This window comes from Ruegeria sp. CDSA020 (assembly GCF_059612345.1).
On sequence record NZ_JBXWQK010000003.1, the window covers coordinates 198,120 to 212,484 of the forward strand.

The window sequence follows — 14,365 nt, forward strand, 5'->3', positions numbered from 1 at the left end:
TCAGTATCTCCTTACTTAACGGCGTAGGGCAGCAGGGCGAGGAAGCGGGCGCGCTTGATAGCACGGGCCAGTTCACGCTGCTTTTTCGCCGAAACGGCGGTGATGCGCGAAGGTACAATCTTGCCACGCTCAGAGATGTAACGCTGCAGCAGACGAGTGTCTTTATAGTCGATCTTCGGCGCGTTCTCACCCGAGAACGGGCAGACCTTGCGGCGGCGGAAAAATGGTTTTGCGGCCATGGTTTAGTGTCCTTTCTTCAGGCGTTAATCAACGGCGCTCGCGGCGGCCTTCGCGCTCGTCGCGCTTCTGCATCTGGACCGAAGGGCCCTCGTTGTGCTCGTCGACCTTGATGGTCAGAACGCGCATAACGTCGTCGTGCAGGCGCATCAGGCGTTCCATTTCCTGAACGGCGCCAGCGGGAGCGTCGGTCTTGAGGAAGGAATAGTGACCCTTGCGGTTCTTGTTGATCTTGTAGGCCATCGTCTTGACGCCCCAGTACTCGCTGTCGATGACGTTGCCGCCATTGTCAGCCAGAACGGTGCCGAAATGTTCGACGAGGCTTTCTGCCTGCGCGTTGGACAAATCCTGACGCGCGATCATTACATGCTCATATAGTGGCATGTGCACTCCTGTTTCTATCAAGGCGCATTTCATAGGCGGGGCCGTTTCGTCCTTCGCGACCCTGCCACGAGAGGCTGCGCGATTCATGTCGTTTGCGAAGGATGGCCCGATATACACGTTTGTACGCTGGGGGCAAGGCCTGCCACAGATGCCTTTGTGAAGTCGCGCTATTTCCTCTGCGCTGCCCAATTCCTGACGCTTTTCGGCTCAAAGTTGTTTTGTATACCGGAAATTAACCGGACTGACAAAAGTTGGAACGGCAACCTGAGAAACAGGGTACTGAAAATGACCGCGATTAACACAAATACCTTCGAGAAATCCGCCACAGGCGTAAGTTTTGAAAAGTCAGTGCCGGTGCTCATTAGCTTTGCACCAAATTGGAAAGCTCGGATGGTTCTGGCCCGTCTGGCCGGTGCGCTACTGATAGTTTCTGCCTTTTCCATGTGGTTGATGCCCAGCACGGCAATGGCCACCGAAGTCTGGCCGATCAAATTGGCGGCCTCGCTGATGTTCCTTCTGGTAGGTGTCAGCCTTCTGACCATCGAAGTTCTGGACGCGCGTCCTGATGCGTATTTTGACCCGATCCGCCGCGAGGTCCGGGTATTGCAAAAGAATGAAAATGGCCGCCCGCAGACAGTTTTGCGCCGGAGCTATGACAGCCTGGGTGGTGCCCGTTTCATTGAAGACCAGATCGAGTTGTTCGATGTGGACGGCAGCTTGTTGATGAAATTGCCGCTTGAATCGGCGGATGTCAGCCGAGCGCTCAAAGGTCAACTTAGCGGAAGTGTAACAATTTTCGCCTGAGTTTTATTCTGTTCAATTAAGAACAGATATTGTGAAATAATATTACTTGTGTGCTGCCCTAGGGCAGCACATTTTCGTTGTCGAGCAACCCAAGAGGTTTGCATCTACAAAATTGCGGAGATTATCATGAAATCCACCCTTCTTGCAGCAGCGCTCGCGGTTTCGGCCACAACGGCATTTGCCGGCGCCGAAAAATACGTTCTGGACTCCAGCCACAGCCAAGTTCTTTTCAGCTATAACCACCTTGGCTTCTCGACCACCCATGGCATGTTCTCGGGGTTTGAAGGCGAGATCATGTTCGATCAGGAAAACCCGGCTGCATCCAGTGTTACAGTATCCATGCCAGTGGTCGAGATGATTACCGGTTGGAAGCCACGTGAAGACCACTTTATGTCCGAGGATTTCTTTGGTGTGACCGAAGGAGAAATGGTGACCTTTACCTCTACTGGTATCGAAGTCACGGGCGAAAACACTGCCAACATCACTGGCGATCTGACTATGAACGGCGTGACCAAATCGGTTGTTCTTGATGCCAAGCTGAACCAGGTGGGTGAACATCCTATGGCAGGAAAGCCCTGGGCCGGTTTCGACGCAACCACCACCTTAGTGCGTAGTGAGTTCGACCTTGGTCAGTTTGCGCCATTCGTAAGCGACGAAGTTGAACTTCAGATTTCAGTCGAAGCCCAGAAGGCCGACTAATACCATTACAACGAGTTGAAACGAGGCCGCCGGAGTAACCCTTCGGCGGCCCATTTTCTTAGTTGCCACGTTTTGCTGTAAGATCAACTGATACTGTAACAACAAAACCCAGCGAATCCTCGGTCGACTGCGAAGTGCCGATGTCGAAATCCAGCCGGTTCAGTTCAAGCTGTCCTGAAATAGCTGCGCTGTCACCCTGAAGGTCGAGGGTAAATGGCAACACTACGTCCACACTCTTGTCGCGAATGGTCAACGCGCCGCGCGCTTCGTACCCGTCCTCAGTTTTGAAGAGATCAGCTTTGAATTGAGCGGTTGGAAATTGCGCACTGTCGAAGAAATCAACACCCATTGCCTGATCTGTGACTGTCCCGAGCTTGAGCGATGTTATCGCGATTGTGACATCTGCTGATCCTGCTAGGCCCGGCATGGGCGGATCTTCGAAAGCGATTGCAGCGGTCCAATCGGAAAAGCTGCCGGTTACCGGGCTGCCCAGCTGGGTGATGGTAATGCTTAGATTGCCTTCCTGGACGTTCCAGTCGGACTGTACCTGGGTCAGTTCTGCGACCTCTGTGCCAGCTGTAGATTGGTGGTCAAACGCGCCGATTGACCATCCTCCGACCAGAACGGCACCCCAAATGGCCAAAGAGGCCAATGCGGGGGTCATTGAATGGCTTTGCTCTGGCGGTTCCGGTGCATCCGAGGCGCCCGGCATCATTCGGCGCAGCGTGCTGTCTTTATCGATAATGTGGTGTTTTAGCGCCCCGGCGACGTGCAGCGCGACTGAACCGGCCAGTGTCCAGACGAACAGCCAATGCAGGCTTCCGGTCAGCTCTGCCAGATACTCGGATTTTGGTACAAGGGGTAGGCCCTGCCCGAAGGGCCACAAAATCGGAGCGAAACCTTCGGCGGCAGCGTGATGGGTCCACCCGGTTAGTGGGGCCAGAACCAAAGATGCGTAAAGCAGCCAATGCACGGTTTCAGCTGCAAAGGCCTCGGGCTTGTTCTCGGCGTTCAATAGACCGGGTTTGGTCTGCGCTATCGCCCACATGATACGCGCGAGCGCGACAAAGAAAACAGTGACCCCGACGGTTTTATGGAGAGAAAAAAGGCTGGCGGCGCGTGCAATGTCATCTTCGGTTGTGGCTATGGCCGGATCATAAATCGCATGGGCCAATCCGTTGGCGACCCACCCCAGAGGGAATGCGGTGAAGATAAGTAACGCTGTCAGCCAGTGAAAAGTCTTGGTTACGCTTCCATAGCTTGAGAAGGTGTTTGACGAAGGCATCTGAGGCTCCGGAAGGTGGATCGTATGCAACAACCTACCGCTACAAGCCTAGGACACAATAGCAAGGGATGCACAGAGCCGGTGCCAAAGTGCAGAGATCAGGCAAAGCTTGTGCCGCGCGGTCTGTCGGTTTACACCCCGCGGCAACCTAACGTCATCCAAGAGGTTGCAATGACACGCGCATTTGTTTTCCCGGGGCAAGGTGCCCAGACTATCGGTATGGGCAAGGCTCTGGCCGAGGCCTATCCGGCTGCACAGGCTGTATTCGACGAGGTGGACGAGGCGCTTGGGGAAAAGCTGAGCGATCTGATCTGGGAAGGTGATATTGCGGACCTGACCCTAACCCAGAACGCGCAGCCAGCGCTAATGGCGACCTCGATGGCTGCGATGCGAGCCCTGGAGGCCAATGGGATTTCGATTGCGGATGCTGGTTTTGTCGCTGGGCATTCGCTGGGGGAGTACTCCGCGCTCGCTGCGGCAGGGGCATTGTCGGTCGCTGATACGGCACGCCTTTTGCGCACCCGCGGGCAAGCGATGCAGAGTGCGGTTCCCGTTGGAGAGGGCGCAATGGCCGCTATTCTTGGATTGGATCTTGATGCTGTGCGCACTGTTGCAGACCAAGCTGCGCAGGGTCAAGTTTGTCAGGCTGCCAATGACAATGATCCCACACAAGTCGTGGTATCAGGCGCAAAGGCTGCTGTGGAACGCGCCGCAGAAATCGCCAAAGAAAAAGGCGCCAAGCGCGCGGTCATGTTGCCCGTCAGCGCACCTTTCCACTGTGCATTGATGCAACCTGCCGCTGATGTCATGGCCGAAGCCCTGGCAAATGTCGAAATCAAAGCTCCTGCCGTGCCATTGGTTGCCAATGTGCGGGCCGAGGCTGTCACAGATCCCGATCTGATCCGTGGGTTGCTGATCGAGCAGGTCACAGGTTCGGTTCGCTGGCGCGAAAGCGTACTGTACATGGTTGCGCAAGGCGTGAGTGAAACTTGGGAAATCGGGGCGGGCAAAGCTCTGTCCGGTATGATTCGCAAAATTGACCGTGCGATCGTTGGTAAAGCTGTCGGTACGCCTGATGACGTGCAGAATGTGACACAGGCCGAATCGTGAGACACCGAGCATCAAGAGGAAAACCGAATGTTTGATTTGACAGGTAAGAACGCACTGATCACCGGTGCATCGGGCGGGATCGGTGGAGAAATTGCGCGAAGTTTGCATGCAGCCGGCGCAACTGTGGCTTTGTCTGGAACGCGAGTTGAGCCGCTACAGGCTCTGGCCGACGAATTGGGTGAACGCGCCCATGTTCTGCCCTGCAACCTGAGTGATGCCGAGGCGGTGAAAGCCCTTCCGAAGCAGGCTGCTGAGGCAATGGGATCGGTTGATATCCTGGTGAATAATGCCGGGATCACGCGAGACAATCTGTTCATGCGTATGTCCGATGAAGAATGGCAGAGCGTGATCGACGTCAACCTGACATCTACTGCCCGGCTGTGCAAAGGTGTTTTGAGGGGCATGATGAAAGCGCGCTGGGGCCGGATCATTAATATCTCATCGGTGGTGGGTGCGACAGGGAACCCGGGTCAGGCCAACTATGCTGCATCCAAAGCAGGCATGGTGGGCATGACCAAATCGTTGGCCTATGAGGTTGCCAGCCGTGGAATCACCGCCAATGCGGTGGCACCCGGTTTCATTACGACTGCGATGACCGACAAACTGACCGAGGATCAGAAATCTGGGATTTTGACGCAGGTTCCTGCCGGTCGTATGGGTGACCCCTCGGAAATTGCTGCGGCTGTGCTGTATCTTGCAAGTGCCGAAGCCGGATATGTTACCGGAACCACCTTGCATGTGAACGGCGGTATGGCCATGTTGTGAGCGCGGATCGAGGTGGGCGCGAAAGCGTTTGCCTCGGGCGTTGTCTGTGTTATAGGCGGCGCACATATGCAGGGGCTGGCCGGATGGTCAACCTTCTACTTACCCGGTAATCGGGGACCTAAACCGCCCAGAACGGGCACATCAAGGCCAGCCTGAGCGGGCAAGGGCAGAACCGGGCACTATGCCCTGAAATGAAATGAGGAATAGACATGAGCGACGTCGCAGATCGCGTTAAAAAGATCGTTGTTGAGCACTTGGGTGTTGAAGAAGATAAAGTGACCGAAAACGCGTCCTTCATCGACGATCTGGGTGCAGACAGCCTGGACACTGTTGAGCTGGTTATGGCCTTCGAAGAAGAGTTCGGCATCGAGATTCCTGATGACGCAGCCGAAACCATCCAAACTTTTGGCGACGCCGTCAAATTCATCTCTGAAGCGTCTTAAGACCTTCTTTATCCGCTAAAACGGCGCTTCCGGGCAACGGAGGCGCCGTTTTTTTTGCCCAGCCGGAATTCGCGCTTGCCAGATAGCTATTGACCCGCAACCATTTACGCGAGGCAGGAAATTCTGAGCGGGCAGGGCATGCTACGATCCACCCCGATGATAAATACGGCACGTCTGATGCTTTGCGCTATGCGTCCCGACGACTTTAGTCGTTACGCTGAGATTTGGCGGAACCCTTGTGTTGTGCGCCATCTTGGCCGGGAACCGCTATCGCGGGGCGAAGCGTGGGAATCCTTTCTGAGGAATGCCGGCCACTGGCAGATGGCCGGTTTTGGCCAATGGGCCGTCTTTCGACAGTCGAATCGTCAGATGATAGGTCAAGCTGGCTTTTTCTATCGTAACCGAGGGTTAGGCGACGACTTCGACAGCTTTCCCGAGGCCGGATGGCTATTGGCACCAGAAGCCCAGGGGCAGGGATTTGGTTTTGAAGCGGCACAGGCCGCACATGATTGGTTTGACAGAATAATGCCTGGACCACTGGTTTCCCTGATTGATGCTGAAAACCACGCGTCGCAGAATCTGGCGGCAAAGCTGGGTTATGAGCTCATGGCCGAGCGCGACTATATGGGAAGTCAGGTGAACCTTCTGAAAAGAAACGGGCCGCCCAAACTGGCTTAACCTTTCTCCTTGATCGTGCCGCAAATTGCCTTTGGTTTGCCGAAACTGGAAATTCTCGCCGATAGAGTTGAGGGTATGGTATCCTCTATTGACGTTGCGATTGAGCGGAGGAGCAAGCTCATGAGGATTTACCCTACGATGGAACTGCAGAACGGCCGCTGTGTCACACTGGACAAGGGTCGTCTGGATGAGGCCATGATTTGGCACGTGAATCCCGCAGAAACGGCACGCAGTTGGGCCGATGCTGGAGCCGAGTGGATGCACTTGACCGATTTTGACGCGATTGAAGGGCGCGATACCAATTCGGAGATGGTTGAAGAGATCATCCGTTCTGCCGAAATTCCTGTGCAGTTGGCAGGTGGTATGAGAACGCGCGAGCAAGTCGAGCACTGGATCGACAAGGGCGCAGGCCGGATTGTTATCGGCACTATGGCTGCGTGGGATCCAAATCTGGTGAAAGAATTGGCCAAACTTTATCCGGACCAAATCGTTCTGGCCGTAGACGTTTGGCAAGGCTTAGTGATGACCGACGGTTGGCGTAGTCAAAGTGCGTTTACACCAGAGGCCTTTATCGAAGCGTTTTCAGAGACGCCATTTGCGGCAATTCTGGTCACTGATATCGATAGCGACATGGAAGACGTTGAGGCACAGCTGGGCCTGATCTCGGGGCTGGCAGAGACATCTCGCACACCGATCATCGCAAGCGGTGTGGTCCGCACGACAGATGATATCTCGCGGTTGGCTTATATCCCGAATATTTCGGGCGCCTTGGTTGGCCGCGCGCTGTTCAGAAAGACGCTCGAGCTTTCAGATGCGCTGAATGTTGCCAGCACAGCGCACGAACCGGTTGCGGCGTTTCAGTAAGATTTCTTCCAAAACAACAGGTTCCGCCCTTTCATGTCCAGTGAAAGGGCGGGCTTTCATCTGGCCAGGAGCCGCATTGCAAGAGTGTATACTGTAGGTGTTCCGCTCAATCTGCTTGTGTGATGATTGCGCCTTGCTCTTGCCCCCGCACCCCGGCCCGGGGTATGAGCGTTTCTCAAACAGGAAGCAGGCAAGAGGCATTTTATGCGCAGAGTCGTTGTAACCGGTCTTGGGTTGGTCACTCCATTGGCCAGCGGGGTCGAGGAAACATGGTCGCGGTTGCTGGATGGGGAATCCGGTGCAGGCCCGATCACGCAATTTGATGCTGAGGCAAGTGGGGTCACCACAACGTATGCCTGCGAAGTTCCGCGAGGCGACGGCACCGACGGGACATTCAATCCTGACGACTGGATGCCGCCGAAAGAGCAGCGCAAGATCGAAGACTTCATTCTGTACTCGATTGCAGCTGCTGAAATGGCCTGCAAGGATTCCGACTGGCTGCCCGAGGATGAAGAGGCGCGCTTGCGCACCGGCGTTCTTATCGGTTCAGGTATCGGTGGGCTGGGCTCCATTGCAGCAACGGCTAACCTGATCCGCGACAAGGGCCCTCGACGGGTGTCGCCATTCTTTATTCCAGGCGCGCTGATTAACCTGGCCTCGGGTCAGGTGTCGATCCGCCATGGATTCAAAGGCCCGAACCATTCGGTTGTGACTGCATGTTCGACCGGTGCTCACGCTATTGGTGACGCAAGCCGCATTATCCGTGCCGGTGACGCTGACGTAATGGTTGCCGGTGGTGGCGAAGGGTGCATTTGCGAAATCGGTATCGCTGGATTCAACGCTTGCAAGGCGCTGTCGACCAAATACGCGGATAACCCCAAAGCAGCCAGCCGCCCCTATGACGTCGACCGAGACGGTTTTGTCATGGGTGAAGGTTCGGGCATCGTTGTTCTGGAAGAGTACGAGCACGCAAAAGCGCGTGGCGCGAAAATCTATGCCGAAGTTCTGGGCTATGGCATGTCCGGTGATGCCTATCATATCACCGCACCCAGTGAGGACGGCGATGGCGCAGAGCGTTCTATGAACGCAGCGCTACGCAGCGCGGGGCTGGAGCCGAAGGACCTAGACTATATTAACGCGCATGGCACATCGACCATGGCCGATACCATTGAATTGGGTGCGGTCGAGCGTCTCCTGGGCGAGCATTCGGCGAATGTAACGATGAGTTCGACCAAATCGGCCACGGGCCATCTTTTGGGCGCTGCAGGCGCGATCGAAGCCATTTTCTCGATCCTCGCAATCCGCGATCAGGTTGCGCCACCGACGATCAATTTGGACAACCCAGCGGTCGAGACGCAGATTGATCTGGCTCCGAATGCTAAGCGTGAGCGCAAGATTGATGTCGCATTGTCAAACTCGTTTGGATTTGGCGGCACCAATGCAAGTGTGATCTTCGGAAAGGCCATCTAAATGTGGCGCGCTTTGGCCTCCAACATGCTGACCATCCTGGTGGTCGGCTTGTTTCTTGCCGGTGGACTGATTTTATGGGGGCAGGCGCGATACAAGAATGCGGGCCCTCTGGAAACTGCGATGTGTTTGCAGGTCGAACGTGGCTCGAACATGACGCAGGTCAGTCGACAGCTGGAGGATCAGGGCGCGATCAGCAGCGCTACGATATTCCGTATGGCGGCGGATTATACCGACAAGGCACCTCAGCTGAAGGCAGGCAGCTTTCTGGTCCGCGAGGGTGCTTCGATGGAGCAGATCATTGATGAGATTACGCGCAGCGGTGCCAGCACCTGCGGATCCGAGATTGAGTACCGGATCGGTGTAACCCGCATACAAACCCGTGTACGCGAATTGAACCCCGCAACATTGGACTTCGATGAAATCGCATCGTTCGATGTGACGGAAGAAGAAGAGCCCGCGGCTTATACCCAAAAGCGCGAAGACTCGGACACACGGTACCGGGTCTCGATTGCTGAAGGTGTTACATCCTGGCAAGTGGTCGAGGGTCTTAAGCAGATCGACGCGTTGACGGGAGATATCCCTGAAATACCGGCCGAAGGGGCGCTGGCACCGGACAGCTATGACATTGTGCGAGGTGCCGATCGGGCGGCAATCCTGCAGTCGATGCAGGATAAGCAGCAACTGCGCATTAACGCCGCCTGGGAAGGGCGGCAGGATGATTTGCCAATCAAAACCCCCGAAGAGATGCTGATTTTGGCGTCAATCATCGAAAAGGAAACTGGTGTTCCGCATGAGCGTGGACAGGTCGCTAGCGTATTTGTAAACCGGCTTGAGCGAGGCATGAAGCTGCAGACGGACCCGACTGTAATCTATGGTGTCACCAAGGGGCAGGGCGCGTTGGGCCGAGGCCTGCGCCGCAGCGAACTGCGCCGTGCAACGCCTTGGAACACTTATGTGATTGATGGGCTCCCGCCAACACCTATCGCAAATCCTGGTCTTGCAAGTCTTGAAGCCGCAGTTTCGCCCGAAGCGACTGATTTTGTTTTCTTTGTTGCAGATGGCACCGGCGGACATGCTTTTGCCGAGACACTGGATGAGCACAATCGAAACGTCGCCAAATGGCGTGAGATTGAGGCCGAGCGCCAAAGCACCGGAAACTAAAAAAAGGCGCCGCGAATAGCGGCGCCTTTTAGATTTAGGCGGCGGAGGATCGACGCGGTCGCCGACGTTTTGGGCCTCCGGGATTGCCCGACTTGTTAGCTGCTTGCGGCTTTGGACCACGGCGACGGAACCCTCCGCCTTTCCGCGATTTTCCGGGTTCGGCGAACTCGGGCATTGTGCCGCTGGCGACCGGAACCTCAATTTTCATCAGTTTCTGAATCTGCTTCAGTTGATCCAGTTCATCCGGTGCACAGAAAGCGATCGCCTCGCCTTCGCGGCCGGCACGGGCGGTTCGGCCAATGCGGTGGACGTAGTTATCCGGCACTTCGGGTAGGTCGTAGTTGATGACATAGGCAACGCCCGGGATGTCGATGCCGCGAGCGGCCACGTCTGTCGCCACCAAGACATTTATTTCGCCTGCGCGGAAAGCTTTGATCGCCCGGTCACGCTGTCCCTGACTTTTGTTGCCATGGATCGAGGCGGCGTTGAAGCCGTCGGCCACTAGGCCCTTCATCAGTTTCTCGGCGCCATGTTTTGTACGCGAAAACACCAGCGTCAGAGCTTCTTTATCCGCAGATAAAATCTCCCGCAGTTTGCTCGGTTTTTCCGCGCGGCTCAGGAAATGAACCGATTGGGTGATCTTGTCGGCGGCTTTACCCGGAGGGGACACTTGAATGCGTTGCGGGTTTGTCAGGTAGGCCTGGCTGAGTTCTTCCATCTGCTTGGGCATAGTGGCAGAGAACAGCATCGTTTGGCGGGGCGTGCCCAACTGCGGTGCAATCCGGCGCAGAGCATGAATAAAGCCCATGTCCAGCATCTGATCGGCTTCGTCCAGTACCAGATGACGTACCGAGCCGAGGTCGACCGCTCTTCGTTCCATCAGGTCGATCAAACGACCAGGGGTGGCAACCAGAATGTCTGTGCCGCGTGCCAGAAACGAAATCTGCCTACTGATGGACTGACCGCCAACAACTGTCGCCACACGCAGCTTCGTATTCGTGGTCAAATTGCGCAGGCTATCTGCGATTTGGTTGACCAGTTCACGGGTCGGGGCAAGGATCAGAGCCTTGGCGGTTTTCGGCGCTGGCTTGCCGGTCTGAGCCAGCAGGTGGTCGATCAGAGGTAGGCCAAAAGCCAGCGTCTTGCCGGTGCCGGTCTGGGCAAGGCCCAGAATATCGTGCCCCTGCAATGCCATGGGGATAGCCTGGTTCTGAATCGGAGTGGGTTGTGAAAAATTGGCGCGTTTCAAAGCGTCGTTCAGGGCCGGGGCCAGGCCCAGCATATCAAAGTCGAACAAATATCATTCCTTTTTTGCCCCTGGTGACTGGATCACCACGGACGACATAAATCAGCAGCGCAATATGCGATGCCAACAGGGTTACGCTAAGACTCTGGATGCACAGGCGTTTCCCGCGGCATCCGGCCGTCGCATTCAGAACCCTGCGTGAAGGGGAACTATAGGGTGAATCGAGCGCTGTGGAGCAGGTCGGACCTGCCAATGCTCACGCGTCAGCGCTTTGTTAGGGGGCTCATGCAGGTTGCGGGGCGGAATGTCAAGCTGTGCGTTAGGGATCGCATCCGGCGAAAAGGATCGTTGTGGGCTGTTTGCAACCTTTAAGCGGTTAGATTGACCGCCTGGTTGATCGCAGACCCGGTTCTCACAGCTCGATATGTCGGGAAGGGCATCCGTGCGGCAGTTTCAATGTCCCTTCGGATCCAGTTCAGCGCCTCTAGTTGTTGAAGGGAGGAGGACAGCGCCCGATCCGTGATTGTTGCCAGATCTGATTTGATGGCGGAAAAGCGATGCGGAGTGCCGGTGAGCGCCAGGATTGGAACGGTCCAGGATTTGCGGACGAACTTGAACTTGGTGTCATCCGGAACGGCGTTTACGATTGCGCTGGCCATACTGGCGGCTTCGATCCCCGGCAGGGTTAATCGGAATTCAGGGCGCAATGGGTGCCCGTGACCCGGATTCCTTTCGATCAGGTCAAGGCGTATGAGATGGTCCAGGCTTGCTGAGAAGGCAGTTCTTCCTGCGCTGGTGGCAGCAAGCAGAGCGGCCTGCCTGCCAGGAGTGCCGGAATGCATGAGTGCCAGAATATTCAGCGACCAAGCTCGGGAGGTCAGCTTGACAAGCAAATTAATGTCCATAAAGTATAGTTAATATAATTTAGCTCAAAAGGAAAGATTGATGCCCCTTGTTTCTTTGAAAAACACGATCACCCTTGCGATTTCGGTTCGGGATCGCCATGCCAGCGCTGAATGGTTCAATGACAAACTGGGGTTTGAACTTGCCCACCACATAGATGAAGCGGGTTGGAGTGAGATGCACACCAATGTGGACGGTGTCACATTGGGGTTAGGAGAGCAGGCCGAGCCTTCGCCGGGGAACTGCGTTCCAGTGTTTGAGGTCGCCGATATCACCACTGCCCGCAGTGCGTTAGAGGCCGCAGGGGTGGCCTTCGATGGTGCGACGGAAACGATCGAAGGGATGGTCAGCACGGCCACGTTTTATGATCCGGATATGAATGCGCTGATGCTGGCGCAGGATTTGACTGGCAGCAGCTAAAGACTCCGGCAGGGAAGAAAATATTAACCTGCACCGCACGTTCCCTGTTGCGTGGGTGTTGCGCAATTCATTGACTTTTCGAACTTAATTTGGTACGAACTGTGTCATGCTAGAAGAAGTGGGCAACGGCCCCGGGGTAACACCCGGCGGCCGTTTTTCGTTTCTCTCGTGCGGAGAAAACTCACGCATGAGGTCAATACGCAAACATGACTTTAATTACCCCGGAAGAGCGGATTTCCCAGACGGCTGACTTGTTGCGGTCGCTCGAGACATCCATTCGCGATCTGCGCAAAGCAGCGGAAGAACTGCGCAAGCAGATCGGTGCCGGGGAGGATGCAGATCTTGCTGGTACAGGCAAGCAACTGGGACAGCTTGAGGGGCTGATCCGAAGTTGCCAAAAAGTGGAGACAAGCTTTGTCGAACAACATCACAGACAAGCCGGAATTGCCCAAGGGGGCTATGCGCTCGACCTTGATCGGGCACGATCTGAGATCGGGTGCAGGCTGGCTCGCCTCCGCGCCTGTTGCGGTGCAGGACAGATTTCTGAGTGAGATCGGGGAGGGGGGGCTGTGTGCCCTCCCTTTCCTGTTTGAGTTCTGGGCTCTGCCGCATCAGTTGCCGCCCGAGGGCGATTGGCGGTCATGGGTGATCATTGGGGGGCGTGGCGCTGGTAAGACGCGGGCCGGGGCCGAGTGGGTTCGGTCGATGGTTGAGGGGTCTTTGCCGTTGGACACGGGTAAGGCGCGCCGGGTGGCTCTGCTTGGCGAGACGTTTGATCAGGTGCGCGACGTGATGATCTTTGGCGATAGTGGGATATTGCAATGCTCACCACCGGATCGTCGACCTATTTGGAGGGCGTCAGAGCGAAAACTAGTCTGGCCAAATGGGGCCGAGGCGCAGGCGTTCTCGGCCCATGATCCTGAGGGGTTGCGCGGGCCGCAATTCGATGCGGCCTGGGTGGATGAGCTGGCTAAGTGGAAAAAGGGGGGCGAGACCTGGGACATGTTGCAATTTGCGCTGCGGTTGGGGGACCAGCCCCGGGTCTGTGTGACGACCACGCCGCGCAATGTGAAGGTTTTGAAGGATCTGCTGGCGTCGCCGTCCACGGTGCAGACCCATGCGCCGACCGAGGCGAACCGGGCCAATTTAGCGGGGTCGTTTCTAGCCGAGGTGCGCGCGCGCTATGCCGGTACACGGCTGGGGCGGCAGGAGTTGGACGGGGTGCTGCTGTCGGATGCCGAGGGGGCGCTGTGGACGGGTTCTATGCTAGAGGCAGCGCGCTGCGCGCAGGTGCCCGAGCTGGACCGCATCGTGGTGGCGCTGGACCCGGCGGTGACGGCGGGATCGGATGCGGATGCTTGTGGGATCGTCGTCGTTGGGGCGTGCTTGAAAGGGCAGCCCGAGGACTGGCGGTGCTATGTCTTGGCTGACCGGACGGTGCAAGGCGTTGGCCCGGCGGGCTGGGCGCAGGCGGCGATTGACGCGATGGATGAGTTTGGGGCCGAGCGGTTGGTTGCCGAGGTCAATCAGGGTGGGCAACTGGTGGAAGAGGTCGTGCGGCAGGTGGACCCTTTGGTCCCGTACCGCGCGGTGCGAGCGTCACGCGGCAAGGTTGCGCGGGCCGAGCCTGTGGCGGCTTTGTACGAACAGGGGCGGATAAGCCATGTGGCTGGGCTGGGCGCGCTGGAGGAGCAGATGTGCCAGATGACCGCGCGGGGGTTCGGGGGTCAGGGCTCACCCGACCGGGTCGACGCACTGGTCTGGGCGTTGCATGAGTTGGTTGTCGGGCCTGCGAGGGCGTTTCGACGGCCGAGGGTGAGGAGTTTGTGAGCTTAGCGATCAGGAAGGAATGACGACAACAGAGCTTTAACCAAGCTTTGCTATCAACTGTTTGCG

The 14,365-nt window shown here is 56.6% G+C and carries 17 protein-coding genes; 12 read left to right on the forward strand and 5 right to left on the reverse strand.

The genetic code is table 11. The features are described from left to right. Positions 1 to 11: 11 nt before the first annotated feature. The gene (gene rpsR, locus AC2FJW_RS06410; protein ID WP_005608650.1) at positions 12 to 239 is read right to left on the reverse strand and encodes a 30S ribosomal protein S18; all 228 of its coding nucleotides are present in this window, start codon (positions 237 to 239) and stop codon (positions 12 to 14) included. 28 nt (positions 240 to 267) lie between these two features. Next, positions 268 to 621 carry a 30S ribosomal protein S6 gene (rpsF, locus tag AC2FJW_RS06415; protein ID WP_142633142.1) on the reverse strand — a complete coding sequence of 118 codons (354 nt, stop codon included), beginning with the start codon at positions 619 to 621 and terminating at the stop codon, positions 268 to 270. Positions 622 to 906: 285 nt separating this feature from the next. On the opposite strand from rpsF, the gene AC2FJW_RS06420 reads away from it, so the two are divergent. Continuing rightward, complete coding sequence (locus AC2FJW_RS06420) at positions 907 to 1,425, forward strand: hypothetical protein (protein ID WP_496695836.1); 519 nt, start codon at positions 907 to 909, stop codon at positions 1,423 to 1,425. Positions 1,426 to 1,551: 126 nt separating this feature from the next. Then, positions 1,552 to 2,124: a YceI family protein gene (locus AC2FJW_RS06425; RefSeq protein WP_281971916.1), complete on the forward strand. Its 573-nt coding sequence runs from the start codon at positions 1,552 to 1,554 to the stop codon at positions 2,122 to 2,124. A gap of 58 nt (positions 2,125 to 2,182) precedes the next feature. Here AC2FJW_RS06425 and AC2FJW_RS06430 read toward each other — a convergent pair whose 3' ends face one another. Continuing rightward, positions 2,183 to 3,409: a cytochrome b/b6 domain-containing protein gene (locus tag AC2FJW_RS06430; protein WP_496749527.1), complete on the reverse strand. Its 1,227-nt coding sequence runs from the start codon at positions 3,407 to 3,409 to the stop codon at positions 2,183 to 2,185. A gap of 171 nt (positions 3,410 to 3,580) precedes the next feature. Here AC2FJW_RS06430 and fabD point away from each other — a divergent pair, with 171 nt between their 5' ends. The 7 genes from fabD to mltG all read left to right on the forward strand — a co-directional run bounded on the left by fabD (position 3,581) and on the right by mltG (position 9,900). Continuing rightward, positions 3,581 to 4,519, forward strand: a complete 939-nt coding sequence (gene fabD, locus AC2FJW_RS06435; protein WP_496705917.1) for an ACP S-malonyltransferase — start codon at positions 3,581 to 3,583, stop codon at positions 4,517 to 4,519. 27 nt (positions 4,520 to 4,546) lie between these two features. Then, entirely contained in the window at positions 4,547 to 5,284 is a 738-nt protein-coding gene (gene fabG / locus AC2FJW_RS06440; protein WP_496749528.1) for a 3-oxoacyl-[acyl-carrier-protein] reductase, read from the forward strand. Positions 5,285 to 5,493: 209 nt separating this feature from the next. Continuing rightward, positions 5,494 to 5,727: an acyl carrier protein gene (locus tag AC2FJW_RS06445; RefSeq protein WP_005982462.1), complete on the forward strand. Its 234-nt coding sequence runs from the start codon at positions 5,494 to 5,496 to the stop codon at positions 5,725 to 5,727. 177 nt (positions 5,728 to 5,904) lie between these two features. Beyond that, positions 5,905 to 6,405 (forward strand): GNAT family N-acetyltransferase, encoded by a 501-nt coding sequence (locus AC2FJW_RS06450; RefSeq protein ID WP_496691339.1) that lies wholly within the window; start codon positions 5,905 to 5,907, stop codon positions 6,403 to 6,405. 120 nt (positions 6,406 to 6,525) lie between these two features. Beyond that, positions 6,526 to 7,269, forward strand: coding sequence for a 1-(5-phosphoribosyl)-5-[(5-phosphoribosylamino)methylideneamino]imidazole-4-carboxamide isomerase (locus tag AC2FJW_RS06455; RefSeq protein ID WP_496691050.1), 744 nt, complete (start codon positions 6,526 to 6,528; stop codon positions 7,267 to 7,269). 204 nt (positions 7,270 to 7,473) lie between these two features. Beyond that, positions 7,474 to 8,739, forward strand: a complete 1,266-nt coding sequence (gene fabF / locus AC2FJW_RS06460; RefSeq protein ID WP_496749529.1) for a beta-ketoacyl-ACP synthase II — start codon at positions 7,474 to 7,476, stop codon at positions 8,737 to 8,739. Next, positions 8,740 to 9,900 (forward strand): endolytic transglycosylase MltG, encoded by a 1,161-nt coding sequence (gene mltG / locus AC2FJW_RS06465; RefSeq protein ID WP_496749530.1) that lies wholly within the window; start codon positions 8,740 to 8,742, stop codon positions 9,898 to 9,900. A gap of 34 nt (positions 9,901 to 9,934) precedes the next feature. Here mltG and AC2FJW_RS06470 read toward each other — a convergent pair whose 3' ends face one another. Next, the gene (locus tag AC2FJW_RS06470; protein ID WP_496749532.1) at positions 9,935 to 11,197 is read right to left on the reverse strand and encodes a DEAD/DEAH box helicase; all 1,263 of its coding nucleotides are present in this window, start codon (positions 11,195 to 11,197) and stop codon (positions 9,935 to 9,937) included. A gap of 317 nt (positions 11,198 to 11,514) precedes the next feature. Then, positions 11,515 to 12,051 (reverse strand): winged helix-turn-helix transcriptional regulator, encoded by a 537-nt coding sequence (locus tag AC2FJW_RS06475; RefSeq protein ID WP_496749533.1) that lies wholly within the window; start codon positions 12,049 to 12,051, stop codon positions 11,515 to 11,517. Positions 12,052 to 12,091: 40 nt separating this feature from the next. On the opposite strand from AC2FJW_RS06475, the gene AC2FJW_RS06480 reads away from it, so the two are divergent. The 3 genes from AC2FJW_RS06480 (at position 12,092) to AC2FJW_RS06490 (ending at position 14,299) form a co-directional block, all read left to right on the forward strand. Further along, positions 12,092 to 12,469, forward strand: coding sequence for a VOC family protein (locus tag AC2FJW_RS06480; RefSeq protein WP_496749534.1), 378 nt, complete (start codon positions 12,092 to 12,094; stop codon positions 12,467 to 12,469). Positions 12,470 to 12,675: 206 nt separating this feature from the next. Further along, positions 12,676 to 13,020 carry a hypothetical protein gene (locus tag AC2FJW_RS06485; protein ID WP_496749535.1) on the forward strand — a complete coding sequence of 115 codons (345 nt, stop codon included), beginning with the start codon at positions 12,676 to 12,678 and terminating at the stop codon, positions 13,018 to 13,020. Then, a complete protein-coding gene (locus AC2FJW_RS06490) occupies positions 12,929 to 14,299 on the forward strand; it encodes a DNA-packaging protein (RefSeq protein WP_496749537.1) in 1,371 nt (456 codons plus the stop codon). Before AC2FJW_RS06485 ends, AC2FJW_RS06490 begins: the two co-directional genes overlap by 92 nt. The last annotated feature ends 66 nt before the right edge of the window (positions 14,300 to 14,365 follow it).

Coding starts and splice junctions, on each gene's coding strand:
- rpsR (WP_005608650.1), bottom strand. CDS start 239: ATGGCCGCAAAACCATTTTTCCGCCGCCGCAAGGTCTGCCCGTTCTCG.
- rpsF (WP_142633142.1), bottom strand. CDS start 621: ATGCCACTATATGAGCATGTAATGATCGCGCGTCAGGATTTGTCCAAC.
- AC2FJW_RS06420 (WP_496695836.1), top strand. CDS start 907: ATGACCGCGATTAACACAAATACCTTCGAGAAATCCGCCACAGGCGTA.
- AC2FJW_RS06425 (WP_281971916.1), top strand. CDS start 1,552: ATGAAATCCACCCTTCTTGCAGCAGCGCTCGCGGTTTCGGCCACAACG.
- AC2FJW_RS06430 (WP_496749527.1), bottom strand. CDS start 3,409: ATGCCTTCGTCAAACACCTTCTCAAGCTATGGAAGCGTAACCAAGACT.
- fabD (WP_496705917.1), top strand. CDS start 3,581: ATGACACGCGCATTTGTTTTCCCGGGGCAAGGTGCCCAGACTATCGGT.
- fabG (WP_496749528.1), top strand. CDS start 4,547: ATGTTTGATTTGACAGGTAAGAACGCACTGATCACCGGTGCATCGGGC.
- AC2FJW_RS06445 (WP_005982462.1), top strand. CDS start 5,494: ATGAGCGACGTCGCAGATCGCGTTAAAAAGATCGTTGTTGAGCACTTG.
- AC2FJW_RS06450 (WP_496691339.1), top strand. CDS start 5,905: ATGCTTTGCGCTATGCGTCCCGACGACTTTAGTCGTTACGCTGAGATT.
- AC2FJW_RS06455 (WP_496691050.1), top strand. CDS start 6,526: ATGAGGATTTACCCTACGATGGAACTGCAGAACGGCCGCTGTGTCACA.
- fabF (WP_496749529.1), top strand. CDS start 7,474: ATGCGCAGAGTCGTTGTAACCGGTCTTGGGTTGGTCACTCCATTGGCC.
- mltG (WP_496749530.1), top strand. CDS start 8,740: ATGTGGCGCGCTTTGGCCTCCAACATGCTGACCATCCTGGTGGTCGGC.
- AC2FJW_RS06475 (WP_496749533.1), bottom strand. CDS start 12,051: ATGGACATTAATTTGCTTGTCAAGCTGACCTCCCGAGCTTGGTCGCTG.
- AC2FJW_RS06480 (WP_496749534.1), top strand. CDS start 12,092: ATGCCCCTTGTTTCTTTGAAAAACACGATCACCCTTGCGATTTCGGTT.
- AC2FJW_RS06485 (WP_496749535.1), top strand. CDS start 12,676: ATGACTTTAATTACCCCGGAAGAGCGGATTTCCCAGACGGCTGACTTG.
- AC2FJW_RS06490 (WP_496749537.1), top strand. CDS start 12,929: ATGCGCTCGACCTTGATCGGGCACGATCTGAGATCGGGTGCAGGCTGG.